Genomic DNA, 16997 nt, shown 5'->3' on the forward strand with positions numbered 1-16997 from the left:
GCCCTGCCTGTCCGACTTCCGAAAGGAGACACCGATGACCGCCCTGAAACCCGCCACCGAACTCGCCGCCTCCGCGAGCCGCCCCTATCCCAACGACAGCCCGGCCTACCGCGAGGCCCGCACCGCCCTGCTCGCCGAGGAGATCGAGCTGCGCCGCCACGTCGAGCGCGTGGCCGCCCAGCGCCGCGAACTGCCGCCGGGCGGCGAGCCGCCGCCCTACCGCTTCCGCGACGAGGACGGCCGCACGGTCGGCCTCGAGCACCTGTTCGGCGACCACGACACCCTCGTCACCTACTTCTGGATGTACGGCCCGCAGCGCGAGCGGCCCTGCCCGATGTGCACCGCCTTCCTCGGCGCGCTCGACGTGCCGGTGCGCGACATCGCGCAGAAGGTGGCGTTCGCGGTGCTCGGCCGTTCGCCGGTGGCGCGCCAGCTGGCCTTCGCGCGCGAGCGCGGCTGGCGCAACCTGCCGTTCTACGAAACGGTCGGCGACGACTTCGCGCGCGACTACCGCGGCCTCGCGCCCGACGGCAGCGAATGGCCGGCGCTCGACGTCTGGGTCCGGCGCCGAGGGCCGCGTGCATCATTTCTGGGCCCCCGAGCTGGCCGAAACCGCCGACCCCGGCCAGGACCCGCGCTTCGCGGTCGACCCCACGCCGCTGTGGAACATCCTCGACCTGACGCCGGCCGGCCGCGGCACCGACTGGTATCCGAAGCTAGAGTACTGAGTTCCGGGGCGGCCCCCAGGCCGCCCCTCCCACCCTCTTCCCTCGCGCCTTGCCGCCGTTCCGGGGCCGGTCGGGCGGCCGCGCGCCGGCCGCCTCCGCCGGTCGAAGACAATGTCAATTGTTCGTTCACAACTACGTTCGAAATGAAAACTGCCGCCGCGATCGATACCGCCGACTTCGAGCGCCTCCTGAGCCGCAACATCAAGCTGCCGCTGCTCGGGGGCCTGTTCGGTGCCGTCGTCTTCGTCGCCCTGATCCTGTACCTGCTGTCGACCATCGCCTGGGTCGAGCACACCGACCAGGTGGTGCGCAATGCCAGCGAGCTGCAGCGCCGCTCCATCGACATGGAAACCGGCATGCGCGGCTTCCTGATCAGCGGGCAGGAACGCTTCCTCGAACCCTACGACGCCGCGCTGGCGCGCCAGAAAACCGACGCCGCGGCGCTGCGCCAGCTGGTGGGCGACAACCCGCAGCAGATCGAGCGGGTCGACCGCATCGGTTCGCTGCAGGGCGCCTGGAACGAGTTCGCGGCCGAGATGATCGCGGCGCGCCGCAGCGGCGGCGACTTCGAGGCCGCCGTCAAGCTGGGCCGCGGCAAGCGCCTGACCGATGACATCCGCAACGAGTTCGACAACTTCATCAACACCGAGCAGTCGCTGCGCTTCCAGCGCAACGCCGAGGTCAAGCGCACCAGCTGGATGGTGGTGGGCCTGTTCCTGCTGTTCACGCTGACCCTGAGCGGCCTGGTGGCCTACTTCGGCCGCCGCCAGCTGATGCGGCTGTCCGAGAGCTACGACGCGGTGCTGCAGGAACAGGAGGCGCACACCGACCGGCTGACCGAGCAGGCCTGGCTGCGCACCGCCCAGACCGAGCTGGTCGGCGAGCTGGTGGGCGAGCTCAGCGCCGCCGACATGGGCCGCAAGATCCTGGCCTTCTTCTCGCGCCACCTGGGCAGCACCGTGGGCGCGCTCTACGTACGCGAGCGCCACGGGCCGCTGCGCCGCGCGGCCAGCTACGGCTTCTCGCTCGAGGCCGAGAATGCGCAGCAGGTGTTCTCGCCGACCGAGAGCCTGGTCGGCCAGGCCGCGGCCGAGAAGCGGCTGATGCTGATCGACCCGGTCGAGGCCGACTACCTCAAGGTCAATTCGGGCCTGGGCGAGATGCGTCCGCGCGCCGTGGTGCTGCTGCCGGTCGCCAACGACGGCCTGTCCAACGGCGTGGTCGAGCTCGGCCTGCCCGGCACGCCCGACCAGCGCGCGCGCGACCTGTTCGACGTGGTGGCCGAGGACATCGGCACCTCGCTGGCCGCGGCGCGCTACCGCGAGCAGTTGCAGGAGGTGCTGGCCGAGACCCAGCAGCTCAACGAGGAGCTGCAGGTGCAGCAGGAGGAGCTGCGCACCGCCAACGAGGAGCTCGAGGAGCAGTCGCGCGCGCTGCGCGCCTCGCAGGCCATGCTCGAGAACCAGCAGGCCGAGCTCGAGCAGACCAACAGCCAGCTGTCCGAGCGCACCGAGGCGCTGGACCAGCGCAACACCGCGCTGCGCCGCGCCCAGCGCGACCTCGAGGAGCGCGCCGACGAGCTGCAGCGCGCGAGCCGCTACAAGTCGGAGTTCCTCGCCAACATGTCGCACGAGTTGCGCACGCCGCTCAACAGCGCGCTGATCCTGGCCAAGCTGCTGGGCGACAATCCGCAGGGCAACCTGAGCACCGAGCAGGTGAAGTTCGCCGAATCGATCTATGCCTCGGGCAACGACCTGCTGGTGCTGATCAACGACATCCTCGACATCGCCAAGGTCGAGGCCGGCAAGCTCGAGCTGGTGCCCGAGGACACGCGCCTGGACCGCCTGGCGCAGGCCCTGGAGAGCACCTTCCGGCCGCTGGCCGACGAGAAGCGGCTCAATTTCCGCCTCGAGCTGCATCCGGCCGCGCCGGCCTCGCTGGTCACCGACCGCCAGCGCGTGGAGCAGATCCTCAAGAACCTGCTGTCGAACGCGCTCAAGTTCACCGAGCAGGGCGAGGTCTCGCTGGTGATCTCGGGCACGGCCGACGGCGGCGCCTCGTTCGCGGTCTCCGACTCGGGCATCGGCATCGCGCCGCACCAGCAGGAAGTGATCTTCGAGGCCTTCCGCCAGGCCGACGGCACCACCAGCCGCCGCTATGGCGGCACCGGCCTGGGCCTGTCGATCTCGCGCGACCTCACGCAGCTGTTGGGCGGCACGCTCAGCGTGCAGAGCGAACCGGGCCAGGGCAGCACCTTCACCCTGCACCTGCCGGCGCAAGCGCCGCAGGCCGCGCAGCAGGAACCGGGCAGCGCGCCGCCACCGCGCCCCGCGGCCGGGGCGTCGGCGCGCCTGCCCGCGCGCGCGCCGGTGCCGGTCGCACCACCCGCCCCGGCGGCGCCGGCCGCCGCCGTGCCCGCGCCGCAGTTCGCCGACGACCGCGCGCTGCCGCGCGACCAGCAGGTGCGGCGCGTGCTCGTGATCGAGGACGAACCGCAGTTCGCCCACATCCTCTACGACCTGGCGCACGAGCTCGGCTACCGCTGCCTGGTCGCGCATGGGGCGGCCGACGGCTTCGCGCTGGCCAACGAGTTCGTGCCCGACGCGATCCTGCTCGACATGCGGCTGCCCGACAGCACCGGCCTGGACGTGCTGCAGCGCCTGAAGGATTCGCCGCTCACGCGCCACATCCCGATCCACGTGGTCTCGGCCGCCGACAACGCCGAGGCCGCGCTGCACATGGGCGCGGTCGGCTATGCGCGCAAGCCCGCCACGCGCGACGAGCTCACGCGCGTGTTCGCGCGGCTGGAGGAGAAGCTCACGCAGAAGGTCAAGACGGTGCTGCTGGTGGAGGACGACGACCTGCAGCGCCAGAGCGTCATTCAACTGATCGGCGACGACGACATCGAGATCGTCGACGTGGCCTCGGGCGAGGAGGCGCTCGAACTGCTGCGCACCCGTATCTTCGACTGCATGATCACCGACCTGAAGCTGCCCGACATGCAGGGCAGCGAGCTGCTCAAGCGCATGGCCTCGGAGGACATCGTCTCGTTCCCGCCGGTGATCGTCTACACCGGGCGCAACCTCACGCGCGAGGAAGAGGCCGAGTTGCACCGCTATTCGCGCTCGATCATCATCAAGGGCGCGCGCTCGCCCGAGCGGCTGCTCGACGAGGTGACGCTGTTCCTGCACAAGGTCGAGGCCGAGCTCTCGAGCGAGCGCCAGGGCATGCTCAAGGCCGCGCGCGGACGCGACCGGATCTTCGAGGGCCGCACGGTGCTGCTGGTGGACGACGACGTGCGCAACATCTTCGCGCTCACGAGCGCGCTCGAGCAGCGCGGCGCGAAGGTCGAGATCGGCCGCAACGGCCGCGAGGCCCTCGAGCAGCTCGACCGCGTGAAGGAGATCGACCTCGTGCTGATGGACGTCATGATGCCGGAGATGGACGGCCTGGAGGCCACGCGCCACCTGCGCGCCGACCCGCGCTTCGCCAAGCTGCCGGTGATCGCCATCACCGCCAAGGCCATGAAGGACGACCGCGAGCAGTGCCTGGCCGCGGGCGCCAGCGACTACCTCGCCAAGCCGGTCGACCTCGACCGCCTGTTCTCGCTGCTGCGCGTGTGGATGCCGAAGATGGAGCGCCTGTGACGCAAGCGCCGCCGCCGACCGGCCGCCCCGCCCTGCCCGGCGCGATCGCCGCGCCGCCGCAGCCGCTGAGCGACACCGAGATCGAGCTGCGCCTGCTGATGGAGGCGATCTACCTCAAGTACAGCTACGACTTCCGCGACTACACGCTGGCCTCGCAGAAGCGGCGCGTGCTGCACGCGCTCACGCAGCTGGGCCTGCCCTCGATCTCGGCGCTGCAGGACCGCGTGCTGCGCGACGCCGCGCTGTTCGGGCGCCTGCTGCAGTTCCTCACCATCCCGGTCAGCGAGATGTTCCGCGACCCGGCCTATTTCCTGGGCCTGCGCCGGCACGTGGTGCCGCTGCTGCACACCTATTCGTCGGTCAAGATCTGGGTGGCCGGCTGCAGCACCGGCGAGGAGGTGTTCTCGCTCGCCATCCTGCTGCGCGAGGAAGGCCTGCTCGCGCGCACGCAGATCTACGCCACCGACATCAACCCGGCCTCGCTCGAGAAGGCGCGCCAGGGCATCTTCCCGCTCGAGGCGATCCGCGGCTACACCGCCAACTACCAGCGCGCGGGCGGACTGGGCTCGTTCTCCGACTACTACACCGCGGCCTACGACGCCGCGCGCTTCGACCCCTCGCTGTGCGCCGACACCATCTTTGCCGACCACAGCCTGGCCACCGACAGCGTGTTCGCCGAGACCCAGCTGGTGTCCTGCCGCAACGTGCTGATCTATTTCAACCGCGAGCTGCAAAACCGCGCGCTCGGCCTGTTCCACGAGTCGCTGAGCCACCGCGGCTTCCTCGGCCTGGGCGCCAAGGAGAGCATCGACTTCTCGGCCTACGCCGACCGCTTCGAGCCGCTGGCGCGCCCCGAGCGCATCTACAGGAAGGCCACGTGAGACAGGCGCTGCCCTCCCATCTGCGCCGCCGCGTCGAAGCGGTGGTCATCGGCGCCTCGGCCGGCGGCATCGACGCGCTGCTCGGCCTGCTCATCGGGCTGCCCGCAGGCGGCCGCATCCCGAAGGTGGTGGTGCTGCACCTGCCCGAGGGACACGACAGCCGGCTGGCCGAGGTCTTCGGCGAGCGCGTCGCCATGCCGGTGCGCGAGGCGGCCGACAAGATGCCGCTCGCGGCCGGCACGCTCTATTTCGCGCCGCCCGGCTACCACCTGTCGATCGAGCGCGACCGCTGCTTCTCGCTCAGTTGCGAGCCGCCCGTGCTGTTCTCGCGCCCCTCGATCGACGTGCTGATGGCCTCCGCGGCCGACGTCTACGGCGCCGGCCTCGCCGGCGTGTTGCTCACCGGTGCCAACGACGATGGCGCCGAGGGCATGGAACGCATTCACCGTGCCGGCGGACTGACCGCCGTGCAGGATCCCCAAGAAGCCCAAGTTTCCGTCATGCCCAACGCCGCCATAGCGCGCCATTCGCCCGACTTCGTGCTGCCGCTGCGCGATCTCCACACCCTGCTGATGCACCTGGAGGCCGCCCATGGACATTGATGTCGAAAGCAAGCTGCTGATCGTCGACGACCTGCCCGAGAACCTGGTCGCGCTCGAGGCGCTGATCCGCGCGCCCGGGCGCTCCGTGTTCCGCGCCCAGTCGGCCGAGGATGCGCTGGCGCTGCTGCTCGAGCACGAATTCGCGCTCGCCATCGTCGACGTCCAGATGCCCGGCATGAACGGCTTCGAGCTGGCCGAGATGATGCGCGGCACCGAGCGCACGCGGCACATCCCGCTGATCTTCGTGAGCGCCGCCGGCCGCGAGCGCAACTACGCCTTCCAGGGCTACGAGAGCGGCGCCGTCGACTTCCTGCAGAAGCCGCTCGATCCGCATGCCGTGATCAGCAAGGTCAACGTGTTCGTCGACCTGCACCGCCACCGCAAGGCGCTGCGCCACGAGATGGAGCTGCTGGCCGACGCGCACCGCAAGCAGGAGGAGCTGGTCGCGCAGCTGCAGGTCACGCAGCGCGAGCTCGAGCGCGCGGTGCGCATGCGCGACGACTTCATGTCGATGGTCTCGCACGAGCTGCGCACGCCGCTCAACACCCTCTATCTCGAGGCGCAGCTGCGCCAGCTGCACGTCTCGAAGGGCAACCTCGCGGCCTTCACCGCCGACCGGCTGCCCGCGATGATCGAGCGCGACCAGCGGCAGATCCGCAACATGGTGCGGCTGATCGACGACATGCTCGACGTCACGCGCATGCGCAAGGACGCGCTGTCGATCCAGCCCAAGCCCACCGACCTCGCGCAGCTCGCGCGCGCCGTGGTCGAGAACCTGCGCCAGCAGGCCGAGGCCGCGGGCTCCGAGATCTCGCTGCAGGCGCCGGCCGAGCTGCCGGGCGTGTGGGACGAGTTCCGCATCGAGCAGGTGCTGACCAACCTGCTGACCAACGCGCTGCGCTACGGCGGCGGCCAGCCGGTCGCGATGGTGGTGGAACGGATCGGCACCGGCGCGGACGGCGTCGCGCGCATCAGCGTGCGCGACCGCGGCATCGGCATCGCGCTCGAGGACCAGGCGCGCATCTTCGAGCAGTTCGAGCGCACCGAACACAGCCGCAAGCACGCGGCCGGGCTCGGCCTCGGCCTGTACATCACGCGCCAGATCGTGAGCCTGCACGGCGGGCGCATCGGCGTCGCGAGCGAACCGGGCGAGGGATCGACCTTCAGCGTCGAGCTGCCGCTGGCCGCGCCGCAGGGATCGGCGCAACCGTAGGCCTGCTCCTACCCCACGCGCGGCGCGGTGCCGGGACAATGTTTCATTCCGGACATTTTCAGAAAACCATAGGCCGCAAAGGCCGCCAAGGACCGACCGCCGTGAATGTGCTGATCGTCGACGACAACGAAGCCGCAGCCGACCTGCTGCAGGAACTGCTGACCCTGCAGGACCACACCGCCCGCTGCACCTACACCGGCCAACAGGCCCTGGACGCCGCCGCCGCCGAACGCTTCGATGCCGCGCTGATCGACCTCACCCTGCCCGACATCCCCGGCACCCAGGTCGCGCGCCGGCTGCGCGAGACCGAGGCCCAGGGCGCGCCCAAGCTCCTGGTCGCGATCTCGGGCTTCTCGGCCGCCGATGCCGGCGCCGCGGGCGGCCCCGACGGACGCAAGCTGTTCGACCATCATCTGCAGAAGCCGATCGACATCGGCGCGCTCGAGGACATCCTCGCGGCAGCGGGCTGAAGCCCTTTTTCGCTGCCTTAGCATCGCGGCCATGCGCCGCCTGCTTCCCTCCGCCCTCGCCCTCCTCACCCTTGCCCTGAGCGCGCTGGCCGCATCGGCCGCCGCGCAATCCCCCGACACCGTCCCCCTCGCACCCGCCGAGCGCGACCGCCTCGTGGCCCGCACCGCCGAACTGGTGCAGGTCCACTACGTGCTGCCAACGCAGGCCGATGCCATCGCGGCCCACCTGCGCGCGCGGCTGCGCGACGGGGCCTACGCGGGCATCGAGACGGCCGACGCGCTGCGCACGCAGCTCGAGCAGGATCTGCAGTCGGTGAGCCAGGACCGGCACCTGCTCGTGGGCTTCAGCCGCGAGCCGCTGCCCCAACCCGCCGATGCGCAGGCCGCCGCGGCGGCGCAGGCGCAAATGAAGCGGCAGTACGTGCGCTTCAACCACTGCTTCTACAAGGCCGAGCGCATGGCCGGCAACGTCGGCTACATCGACCTGCGCTGCTTCGACAAGCCCGAGGCACTGGCGGCGACCGCCGCGGCCGCCTTCGCTTTCCTCGCCCACACCGATGCCCTGATCGTCGACCTGCGCCAGAACGGCGGCGGCTGGCCCGCGGGCGTGGCCCAGGTCAGCAGCCATCTGCTCGAAGGCAAGGTGCACCTCAACGACGTGCTGCATCGCGAGGGCAACCGCGTGGAGTCGCACTGGACCCGCGCCGAACTAGCTGGCCCGCGCTACCTGAACCGGCCGGTCTATGTGCTGACCAGCAGCCAGACCTTCTCGGGCGGCGAGGAGTTCGCGTACAACCTGCATGCGCTGAAACGTGCCCGCATCGTCGGCGAGCGCACCAAGGGCGGCGCCCATCCCTCCAGCAACCATCGGTTGAACGATCACCTCGAGGTCACGATCCCCTTCGCGCGCTCGGTCAACCCGATCACGCGCACCAACTGGGAAGGCACGGGCGTCGTGCCCGATCTGCCGGCCAGCGCGGACGAGGCGCTGGGCGTGGCGCACCTGGCGGCGCTCAGGGAGCTGGTCGGCAAGGACAGCGATCCCGTGACCATGGGCGATGTGAGCGCGGCGATCGAGGCGGCGGAGGCCGCGATGGCATCGGCCGGCGCTCGCAAGTAGATCCGGGCGATTGCGCCCCTCAACCCGGCCCCAGCACTTTCAACGCCAGCTGCAACACCATCGGCTGCCGCATGTCCCGCGGCGGCGGCTCCGACAGCGGCTGCGCGGTCAGCAGCTGGCGCAGGTCGGCATCGGCCTGCGCATTGCCCAGCGAATCGAAGGCCACGCGCTCGGGCCGGCCGTCGGGGGCGACCCAGACGCGCACGATCAGCGGCGGCGGCGGCAGGGTGCGGCCCTCTTCGAGCACGCGCTGCTGCATCCAGGCATGGAGGCGCTGCACGGTCTCGTCGGCGGGATCGCTGAGCCGACCCTGGAACTGGTTGCCGGCCCGCTCGGCATAGCGGAGCCAGTGCTGCGGCACCGGCGCGCGCGCCGAGGGCGCGAGCTGGGCCTGCACGGGCATGTGCACGGCCGCCAGGCCCAGTCCGGCGAGGCCGAGCGCGCGGAACAGGCTGGCCCAGGGCCGCGGCGCGGCGGCGGAATGACGGTGCGAGGGGAACATGCGTTCTTTCGGGGAGGGTTCTGGAAAACGCTGCCGGCTTAGCCGCACAGCACGCCGACCGACAGCGCGGCGGCGCGCGCGGCCGGCGACTGCCGGGGGCCGAGCTGCGGGGTGTCGCTCTCGCCGCAGGCCACGCCGTTGTCGCGCAGGAAGTGCTTGATGCGCGGCGGTCTCGGCGCGCACGCGCGGGGAGCGCGTTGCCCAGCACGGCCGAGCGATCGGCCATGCGCTGCAGCGGTCCATGGGCCTCGGAGAACACCGAGATCGTCGCGGCGGGCAGCGCCGCGCAGGCGATCGACGCGAGGGCCGACCTGTGCGGCCATGGCGCGAACCTCACTTCGGCCGCGTCGGCGCGAGCGCGCGCCGCGCCGCATTGAGCTCGGCGTTGGTGATGTGCAGGTCGGCCATGACGCGCGCGAGCATGTCGAGCAGCGCCTCGCGCTGCCGCAGCCGCACGGTCTCCGCGCGCCGCGCGCGCTGCACCTGGCGCGCGGTGGCGTGGATCGCGCGCAGCGTCGGCGAGTCGTGGCCGTCGAAGGACGCCGCGGAACGAAGGCTGTCGGGCATCGCGCTGGGATGCGTTCGGCGCGCGCTCAGGCGGCGGCTTCGACCCGGTCGGCGGCGCCAGCGGCCGGCGCTGCGCCGTTGGCGGCATCGCCGCGCGTGGCGGCGGCCGGGCCGTAGTTGCGCAGGTGCAGGAAGAATTCGCCCATCATCTGCATCCACAGGCGCGCGCTGAACGCGAGGTGCGCGGGCGTCACGCCGCCGGCGACCACCACGTCCATCTCGAGCACCACGAAGTCGCCGTGCTGGGCGACGCGCGCGAAGCGCTTGCTGCGGTGCCAGGCGGCCAGCACGGCCTCGGGCAAGGTGCCGCCCTGCACGTGCAGCGGGCAGCTGAAGGTGAAGTCGGTGTACTGGGTGGTGGTGACGGGATTGCCCCACAGCACCTGGAAGCCGATGCCGTGGCTGGCGCTGTGCAGGCGGACCACGCCGTCCTGTTCGATGGTGGAGACGGCGGCGCCGGCGGCCTTGATGGCGTCGGAGACCTGTTCGGGCGTGACCGCGTCGAGCAGGTCGAGGGCTTCGGCGGACGTGGCTGCGGAAGTGGTGGTGTCGGTCGGGGTGTTCGTCATGAGGTTCCCTGTCTGTGGACGGTGGTTGTTGGTTGTTGGTGGGTTCAGTTCGTCTTGCGCAGCGCGGCATCGAGCGCGGCGGCATCGATGCTCAGCTGCGTGGCCGGCGCGAGCTGCGCCAGGTGGGCCTGGATCAACTGCTGCTGGCGCTGCTGGCGCAGCGCGGCCTGCAGTTGCGGGCGCATCTCGTCGAGCGTGGCGGTGCGCGCGGGCTGGCTCTCGAGCAGCTTCACGACGTGGAAGCCGGCGGCCGATTGCACCGGCTCGCCGACCTGGCCGGGCTTGAGCTTTCCAACGGCGTCGCGCACCTCGGGCAGCATGCGCGCGAGCGGCAGGTTGCCGACTTCGCCGCCGCGCTCGGCGCTGCTCTTGTCCTGCGATTTCGCGCGCGCGAGCGCCGCGAAGTCGCTGGAGCGCGCCTCGCGCGCCAGCTTCTGGGCTTCCTCGCGCACCTTGGCGACGGCCGCGGGCGCGGTGTCGGGGGTGGCGAGGAAGATCTGTGCCACGCGGTAGGTGGCCGGCAGGTTGAAGCCGGCCTTGCCCTGCTCGTAGGCGGCGGTGAGCTCGGCATCCGACGGATAGCCCGCCGGCACCTGGCTCACCGACTCGAGGTAGCCGGTGGTCACGATGCGGGCCGTGAACTCGCGCACCGCGGCGTCGACCTTGGCCTTGACCTCGGGCCTGTCGGTGAAGCCCTTGTCGCGCGCCTCCTTCAGCAGCGCTTCGCCGAGCAGCCGCTGGCGCAGCCAGCCCTCGACGCTGGCGCGGTTGTCCTTGACGGCCGCGCGCTCGGCATCGGGCAAGGCCTGCAGCAGCTTCTCGACCTCGTCCTGGCGCACGGTGAGGTCGCCCAGGCGGGCGACCACCGGCGCGCCGCCGGGCGCGGCGATCTGCTGCGCCGCGGCGCCGAGGCCGGTCGACGCGGCCAGCAGCAGCGCGGCCAGCGTGCGCAGGCGCGCGGGAGCAAGGGGTTTCTTCGGGTTCATGGACTGGGTTCCTTCTGGCCGCTCACTTCGCGGCGGGTGCCGATGCGGCGGCGGCCGGCGGCGTGGCCGCGGCCTCGGCCGGCTTGGGTGCGTTGACGGCGCGCGCGTCGAAGCGGCCTTCGTACAGCTTGTCGCCGTACTGCTGCGCGATCTGCTCGAACTTCACGCGGCTCTGGGCCGCGAACGGCTGGCGCGCGGCGAACACGCTGCCCATGTCCATGGTCTCGTAGGCGCGCAGCACCTCCTGGCCCACGGCATAGAGCTGGGTGTTCTTCGCCTCGCACTGGGTCAGCGCGGTGCGCTGCGTGCCGGTCTCAGCCACGAGGCGCTGACGCTCGGCCTCGGAGGCGCGCGCGGTGCGCAGCAACTCCTCGTAGGCGCTGCGGAACTGCGCGATCTGGCCGCCGGACTTCTCGGCCGCGGCCTGCGCCTGCTGGCGGATCTGCTCGACGCCGGCACTGGCCTGCTCGCGCGCCTGGCGCTCGCCGGCGAGCTGGGACTGGGCGCGCGCGAGGTCCTTGCGCAGCGCCTCGACTTCGGCCGCCGGTGCGGGCGCGGCCGCGCCCGGTGCCGGTGCCGCGGGCTTGCCGGCCTTGAGCGCGGCCAGCTCGTTCTGCGCCTGCTGCAGCTGCGAGGTGGTGATGCGCAGCTGCGCGCGCAGCCGCTCTTCCATGCTCTGCGCACCGGCCGCGGCAGGCGCGCCCTGCGCGTGCGCGACGCCGGCCAGGCCGACGAGCACGAGCGCCAGGGCGAGCGCGGGTGTCTTGAAATGGGATCGGGCCACGACGACGTCCTCAGAAGCGCGCATTGAGTTCGAGCTGCAGCGTGTCGATCGACAGCGGCGGACCATAGACCTCCTTGGTCGAGATCCAGCGGCCGGTGAACCAGAGGTTCTTGTCGAACGCGTACGAACCGCCGAGGAAGTAGCCGCGCGCATTGGTGCCGCCGCCATGGAAGGTCGAGTCGTTGTAGCCGTCCGGCAGCGCATCGGGTTCGATGCGCTTGTAGCCCGCGAGCACGTTCCAGTCGCCGCGCGCGGCGGGCGCCGGGCGGCCGTAGGTGGCCTGCAGCATGAAGGCGTTGCCGCCGCTCTTGTAGTCGGACTGGCCGGTGCCGCCGCCGTTGCCGAAGTTGTTGACGATGGCGCCGCGGATGCCCGCGCGGCGCCAGATGTCGTTGGCGTCGTAGGCGGTGTTGCGGATGAAGTTGGCGTCCAGGCGCAGGTTGTTGCCCGCGACCTTCGTGTCCCAGCGCATGTTCAGGTCGACCAGGCGGAACTTCGAGGCCAGGCCCACGTACTGCGGCTGCGGCGTGCCGGCCGGGTTGAGCGGGTCGAGCGAGATGTCGCGCAGCAGCATGAGCGTGTTGCCCTTCTGCATGAAGGCCGGACGCGACCAGTCGGTGCTGCAGCCGTCGGCGCCCGCGTACAGCGCGCAGGGCTCGGAGACCTTGCCGCTGATGTTGCGGAAGTTGTAGTACGCGAGCGCGCCGCGCAGGCGGTTGTCGTCGTCGATCTTCCAGTCGGCGCCGACCTGCGCGCCGAACAGCCACTTGTTCTCGCTCCTGGCCTTGTCCTGGCTGCGGCTGGGCGCGTTGTCCGAGGAGTACTCGAGCGGGATCAGGCCCAGCGTGCCGAACAGCGACAGGTCCTTGTTGCTGGCCAGCGCCTTGTCGAACTGGAACGCGATGCCGTCGAAGTTGAGGTCGCTCGAGAACAGCGTGTCGGTCGACATGAAGGGATTGCCGAAGCGGCCGCCCGTGACGGTGAGCCAGTCGAACGGCTTGTGCGAGATCCACATCTGGTCGAGCCACACGCTCTTCTTGCTCAGGCCGCCGCCCAGGGTCTGGGTGGTCGAGACCGGGCTCTCGTCGCTGCCCGAGGCCAGGCGCACGCCGGCCTTGGTGTTCTCGCTGAGGTCCGCGAGGATGCCCACGCGGGCCCGCGCGCGGAACAGGTTGCGGCGGTCCTGGCGCGTGTTGAGCAGCGAGGGCAGCGCGAGGTTGGTGTTGGGGTTGACGTCGTAGCCGCTGCCCTTGTTGAGCTCGGGCCAGTTGATCTCGATGTTGCTGTTGTTGCCCGCATAGCTGCGCGACTCGTTGCGCACGCGCACGTCGCCTTCGAAGCGGATGCGCTTGCTCCACTCGGGGGTCTCGTTGGGCGCGGCCCAGCCTTCGTCCTTGGCCTGCGCCATGACCTGGGCCTTGACCTCGTCGCGGATCTGGTCGCGCACGGTCTGCGAGATGTAGGGCACGCGCACGTCGCCCGGCTCGAGCCGCAGGCCACCGGCGCTGGCGCCGGCCACGGCACCGGCCGACACGGCGGCCAGCCGCTGCTGGGCCTGCTGCGAGGCCATGGCTTCGGCCTGGGCCTGCGCCAGCAGCGCCTCGCCCACGTCCTTGGCGAGCGTGCCGCTCTGGATCAGGCCGCGAATCAGCTTGACCATGGCGGTCTCGCCGGCCGGGGCCGACTGGGCGGCGGCGCCGCCCGCTGCGAGCGCGAAGGCCGCGGCCACGGCGGCGGCCAGCGCGCCCTGGCGCAGGGCCGGCGCGAGGCGTCGGGCGGGGGAATGTTTGGAGGGGTTCATCGCTTCGTTCACAGGATTGAATGGGGGGATGGGCGGGGCTTCGGCGTGCGTCACTGCCGGCGCCCCTTCATGGACACGCGCATCGGGAAGCGCAGCGAGGCCGGTGGCTTCTCGTCGAAGCGCTCGAGGCCGCGCACCATCGCCAGCACCGCTTCGTCGATGTCGGTGGTGCCGGTGCCGCGCACCAGCTGCGCCCGCGTGGTCCGGCCCTCGGCGTCGAGCCAGATGTCGATCTGGATGTCGTCGAAGCCCAGGTTGCGGGTGCGCGGGTCGCGCAGCAGCGCCTGCTGCAGCACGCTCGCGGCATAGCGCGAGAACGAGCCGCTGCCCAGGCCGCCGCCGGCACCGGTGCCGCTCATGCCGCCGCCGCTGCCGGCCTGGATGCCGAAGGCATCGCTGCCCGCCTGCGCGGCGCTGTCCATGGTCACGGGGTCGCCGAGGTCCTTGGTGGGACTGGGCGGGGTGTCGTCCTTCGGCGGCTCCAGCGGCTCGATCGGCTTGGGCTCGGGCTCGGTCACCGGCTTGATCTTTTCCGGCTCGGGCTCGGGCAGCTTCTCGGGTTCGGGCGGCGGGGGCGGAGGCGGCGGCAGCATCAGCGTGGGGGCGTCGGCCACCACGCGCTTCTGGCTCGCGGTGTCGGCCAGCAGATACCACACGAGCGCCGCCAGCAGCGCCAGCAGCACCGCGCCGATGGCCCAGCCGCCCCAGCGGCGCCACAGCGCGTGCGCGTCGGCGGGCGCGCCGCCGCCGGCCGCGGCGCGGCCCTCGAAGGCGAAAGTCGGATCGCGAGGTTTCACGCGCCGGTCCTCACTTCTGCTTGCCGGTCACGAGGCCGATCTGGTTCAGCTCGATGCGGCGCAGCAGGTCCAGCACGTCGACCACCTTGGCGTACTGCACGCTCGAATCGCCGCGCACGATGACGGGGAAGTCGGGCGACAGGGCCTTCTCGGTGCGCAGGCGCTCCTCGAGCTCCGGCAGCGAGACCGGGTAGGCGTCGAGGAACACGTTGCCCGCGTTGTCGATCGTGATGGCCTTGGTCTTTGGCTTCTCCAGCGCCACCGAGGAACTGGCCTTCGGCAGGTCGACCTTGATGCCCGGGATGCTGGCGTTGCTGGTGAGGATGAAGATCACCAGCACGACCAGCAGCACGTCCACGAACGGCGTGATGTTGATGCCGCCGGTGCGCTTGCGCACGGCGAACTTGGCTGCGTTGGGCATGTGCGTCGCCTCAGGCCGGAACCTGTGCCGGCGAGGTCCAGCCGCCACGTGCCGCGTTGTCGTCGGCCGTGCGGCGCGCGCCGCCCTGGGCCGCGACGGCCGCGGGCACCGACCTGCCCTCGCCCTGCTCTTCGGCCAGGCGCGTCACGAACTCGTCGACGAACACCGCCATGTCGGCGCCGATGGCGTCCGAGCGCGAGGCCAGCCAGTTGTAGCCGAACAGCGCGGGGATCGCGACGCCCAGGCCGGCGGCGGTACACAGCAGCGCGGCCGCCATGCCCGGTGCCACCGAGTTGATGTCCACGGCACCGGCCATCGCCGCCACCACGAACACCAGCATGATCCCGATCACGGTACCGAACAGGCCGACGTAGGGCGCGCCCTCGATGGTGGTCGACAGCCAGTTCATGCGCTTGGACATGCGCTCGGTCTCGCGCACCATCACGCCGTCCATGGCGGCGCGGATGGCGCCGATGGTCGCGCTCGACACGGCGCTCAGGTCGTAGCCGCGTTCCTGGCGGCGGCGCATCTCCTCGATCGCCACCTGGTAGAGGCGCCACAGCGAGGAGTCGTCGCGGACTTGCTGCGACACGGTGTTGCTGATCGCGAGGCGGTCCAGCGGCGCGCCGGCGGCTTCGCGGAAGTGCTCGATGAAGCGGGCATTGGCGCGCGAGGTGGCGCCGTAGCTGCGGCCCTTGCCGATCATGATGGCCCACGACAGCACCATCATCAGGCCCAGCAGGCCGACGACGATCCAGGCGTCCAGCGGCATCGCGGCCAGGATGAAGCCGAAGTGGCTCTTGCCGGCCTGCTGCTCGTCGGCACCGAAGGCCGTGAGGCGCGATTCGGCGCCTTGCGAGACGGCGTCGGCCAGCAGCAGCGCATCGCCGCGCGCGACCTTCGACAGGCGCACTTCGTCGATCGCGCCGGTGAACGGCGCCCAGGCGGCGGGCGCGGCCTGGCCGGCGGCCGGTGCGGCCGCGGCGGCGGCCACATCGGCGCCGAGCGCGGCGGCCGTGTTCAGCGCCGGCAGGCGCGCGGCCAGCGACACCGCGGGGCGGCCACCGACGTACAGCGCGACGCTGTCGCCCTCGGCCTTGACCGCGATGTGCGACCACTGGCCGGCCTGCACCGGCTGCGCCGGGGTGCTGCGCTGGCCGTTGACCTGCACGAAGGGCACGCCCTGGTCGATGCCCACCAGCAGTTCGCCCGCGCCGTCGCGGCGCGCATAGATCACCTGGCGCGCGCCGAGCTGGTCGGGCCGCACCCAGGCGGAGAAGGTGAAGCTGGCACCGGCGGCCAGTGCCAGCGAGGGCGTGGCGGGCAGCATCAGCGGCGCGCCGGCGAACTGCGCGCCCTTGCCGATCACCGTGCCTTCGGCCGGCACGGTCGGGGTCTGGCCGTTGTTGCCGTAGGCGGTCGTGTCGCGCGGCGGCACCGCGCCTTCGGCGAAGTGGTAGACCAGCGTGTAGTCGGGATCGAAGCTGCGCTGGCCGTTGCCCGAGGCCGGGGCCTTGGGATTGCCGTAGTACATCCAGAGCTTCTGCGGCGTGCCGGCCGAGACGTTGGGCACGTCGACCCAGACCAGCGCGATGCCCAAGAGCGGATCGAACTGCTCGATCTGGTGGTTGAGCACGGTCTTGTCGTCGCCGGCCACGAAGCGCAGGTCGGCACCGGTCTCGCTCACGCCCTCGAACTTGAAGTTGCCCGTGTGCAGGCGCACCAGCACCGGCACGCGGCCGGCGTCGCTGCCGATGGCGCCGGCCTGCGGGCCGCCGTCCACGGTGATCGGCTTGCGATAGGCCCATTCGGGCTGCCACCATGCATGGGCCAGGCCCGGCAGGAGCGTGCTCAACAGCGTGAGCGCGAGGAAAAGAAAGCGTCGCATGACAGGGGTTCTCCGGAAAGC

General features: G+C 71.3%; 16 protein-coding genes. 6 read left to right on the forward strand and 10 right to left on the reverse strand.

Annotated elements, in window-relative coordinates:
• Positions 1-34 precede the first annotated feature (34 nt).
• The 6 genes from ACHMXE_RS27550 to ACHMXE_RS27575 all read left to right on the forward strand — a co-directional run bounded on the left by ACHMXE_RS27550 (position 35) and on the right by ACHMXE_RS27575 (position 8661).
• Positions 35-4375, forward strand: a complete 4341-nt coding sequence (locus ACHMXE_RS27550) for a response regulator (protein WP_395352573.1) — start codon at positions 35-37, stop codon at positions 4373-4375.
• Positions 4372-5256 (forward strand): CheR family methyltransferase, encoded by an 885-nt coding sequence (locus ACHMXE_RS27555; RefSeq protein ID WP_395352575.1) that lies wholly within the window; start codon positions 4372-4374, stop codon positions 5254-5256. Before ACHMXE_RS27550 ends, ACHMXE_RS27555 begins: the two co-directional genes overlap by 4 nt.
• Positions 5253-5858, forward strand: a complete 606-nt coding sequence (locus ACHMXE_RS27560; protein ID WP_203206031.1) for a chemotaxis protein CheB — start codon at positions 5253-5255, stop codon at positions 5856-5858. Before ACHMXE_RS27555 ends, ACHMXE_RS27560 begins: the two co-directional genes overlap by 4 nt.
• The gene (locus tag ACHMXE_RS27565) at positions 5848-7071 is read left to right on the forward strand and encodes a hybrid sensor histidine kinase/response regulator (RefSeq protein ID WP_203206030.1); all 1224 of its coding nucleotides are present in this window, start codon (positions 5848-5850) and stop codon (positions 7069-7071) included. The genes ACHMXE_RS27560 and ACHMXE_RS27565 overlap by 11 nt, the downstream gene beginning before the upstream one ends.
• A gap of 101 nt (positions 7072-7172) precedes the next feature.
• Positions 7173-7541 (forward strand): response regulator, encoded by a 369-nt coding sequence (locus ACHMXE_RS27570; protein WP_203206029.1) that lies wholly within the window; start codon positions 7173-7175, stop codon positions 7539-7541.
• A 31-nt stretch (positions 7542-7572) separates the two neighbouring features.
• Entirely contained in the window at positions 7573-8661 is a 1089-nt protein-coding gene (locus tag ACHMXE_RS27575) for a S41 family peptidase (protein WP_395352578.1), read from the forward strand.
• 19 nt (positions 8662-8680) lie between these two features.
• On the opposite strand, the gene ACHMXE_RS27580 is transcribed toward ACHMXE_RS27575, so the two are convergent.
• From ACHMXE_RS27580 to ACHMXE_RS27625, 10 genes are read right to left on the reverse strand one after another with little or no spacing between them, the layout of a single operon-like run.
• On the reverse strand, positions 8681-9163 hold the full coding sequence (locus ACHMXE_RS27580; protein ID WP_395352580.1) for a YbaB/EbfC family DNA-binding protein: 483 nt from the start codon (positions 9161-9163) through the stop codon (positions 8681-8683).
• A gap of 38 nt (positions 9164-9201) precedes the next feature.
• Positions 9202-9486 carry a hypothetical protein gene (locus ACHMXE_RS27585; RefSeq protein ID WP_395352582.1) on the reverse strand — a complete coding sequence of 95 codons (285 nt, stop codon included), beginning with the start codon at positions 9484-9486 and terminating at the stop codon, positions 9202-9204.
• 10 nt (positions 9487-9496) lie between these two features.
• The gene (locus ACHMXE_RS27590; RefSeq protein ID WP_395352584.1) at positions 9497-9730 is read right to left on the reverse strand and encodes a hypothetical protein; all 234 of its coding nucleotides are present in this window, start codon (positions 9728-9730) and stop codon (positions 9497-9499) included.
• Positions 9731-9756: 26 nt separating this feature from the next.
• Positions 9757-10299, reverse strand: coding sequence for a YbjN domain-containing protein (locus ACHMXE_RS27595; RefSeq protein ID WP_395352586.1), 543 nt, complete (start codon positions 10297-10299; stop codon positions 9757-9759).
• 44 nt (positions 10300-10343) lie between these two features.
• On the reverse strand, positions 10344-11285 hold the full coding sequence (locus tag ACHMXE_RS27600) for a peptidylprolyl isomerase (protein ID WP_395352588.1): 942 nt from the start codon (positions 11283-11285) through the stop codon (positions 10344-10346).
• 22 nt (positions 11286-11307) lie between these two features.
• Positions 11308-12069: a hypothetical protein gene (locus ACHMXE_RS27605; protein ID WP_395352590.1), complete on the reverse strand. Its 762-nt coding sequence runs from the start codon at positions 12067-12069 to the stop codon at positions 11308-11310.
• Between the two features lie 10 nt (positions 12070-12079).
• Complete coding sequence (locus tag ACHMXE_RS27610) at positions 12080-13870, reverse strand: putative porin (RefSeq protein ID WP_395352592.1); 1791 nt, start codon at positions 13868-13870, stop codon at positions 12080-12082.
• Positions 13871-13920: 50 nt separating this feature from the next.
• Positions 13921-14667: an energy transducer TonB gene (locus ACHMXE_RS27615; protein ID WP_395352594.1), complete on the reverse strand. Its 747-nt coding sequence runs from the start codon at positions 14665-14667 to the stop codon at positions 13921-13923.
• Positions 14668-14677: 10 nt separating this feature from the next.
• Positions 14678-15088, reverse strand: a complete 411-nt coding sequence (locus tag ACHMXE_RS27620) for a biopolymer transporter ExbD (RefSeq protein WP_057590202.1) — start codon at positions 15086-15088, stop codon at positions 14678-14680.
• Between the two features lie 10 nt (positions 15089-15098).
• Complete coding sequence (locus ACHMXE_RS27625) at positions 15099-16976, reverse strand: DUF2341 domain-containing protein (RefSeq protein WP_395352596.1); 1878 nt, start codon at positions 16974-16976, stop codon at positions 15099-15101.
• Positions 16977-16997 lie beyond the last annotated feature (21 nt).

Origin of the sequence: Variovorax sp. UC122_21 (assembly GCF_044056785.1) — a bacterium.
Classification (GTDB): Bacteria; Pseudomonadota; Gammaproteobacteria; order Burkholderiales; family Burkholderiaceae_C; genus Variovorax.

Bases quoted from the DNA above. Each gene is read 5' to 3' on its own strand.
- ACHMXE_RS27550 (WP_395352573.1), top strand. From the start codon at position 35: ATGACCGCCCTGAAACCCGCCACCGAACTCGCCGCCTCCGCGAGCCGC.
- ACHMXE_RS27565 (WP_203206030.1), top strand. From the start codon at position 5,848: ATGGACATTGATGTCGAAAGCAAGCTGCTGATCGTCGACGACCTGCCC.
- ACHMXE_RS27575 (WP_395352578.1), top strand. From the start codon at position 7,573: ATGCGCCGCCTGCTTCCCTCCGCCCTCGCCCTCCTCACCCTTGCCCTG.
- ACHMXE_RS27580 (WP_395352580.1), bottom strand. From the start codon at position 9,163: ATGTTCCCCTCGCACCGTCATTCCGCCGCCGCGCCGCGGCCCTGGGCC.
- ACHMXE_RS27585 (WP_395352582.1), bottom strand. From the start codon at position 9,486: ATGGCCGCACAGGTCGGCCCTCGCGTCGATCGCCTGCGCGGCGCTGCC.
- ACHMXE_RS27590 (WP_395352584.1), bottom strand. From the start codon at position 9,730: ATGCCCGACAGCCTTCGTTCCGCGGCGTCCTTCGACGGCCACGACTCG.
- ACHMXE_RS27595 (WP_395352586.1), bottom strand. From the start codon at position 10,299: ATGACGAACACCCCGACCGACACCACCACTTCCGCAGCCACGTCCGCC.
- ACHMXE_RS27600 (WP_395352588.1), bottom strand. From the start codon at position 11,285: ATGAACCCGAAGAAACCCCTTGCTCCCGCGCGCCTGCGCACGCTGGCC.
- ACHMXE_RS27610 (WP_395352592.1), bottom strand. From the start codon at position 13,870: ATGAACCCCTCCAAACATTCCCCCGCCCGACGCCTCGCGCCGGCCCTG.
- ACHMXE_RS27620 (WP_057590202.1), bottom strand. From the start codon at position 15,088: ATGCCCAACGCAGCCAAGTTCGCCGTGCGCAAGCGCACCGGCGGCATC.
- ACHMXE_RS27625 (WP_395352596.1), bottom strand. From the start codon at position 16,976: ATGCGACGCTTTCTTTTCCTCGCGCTCACGCTGTTGAGCACGCTCCTG.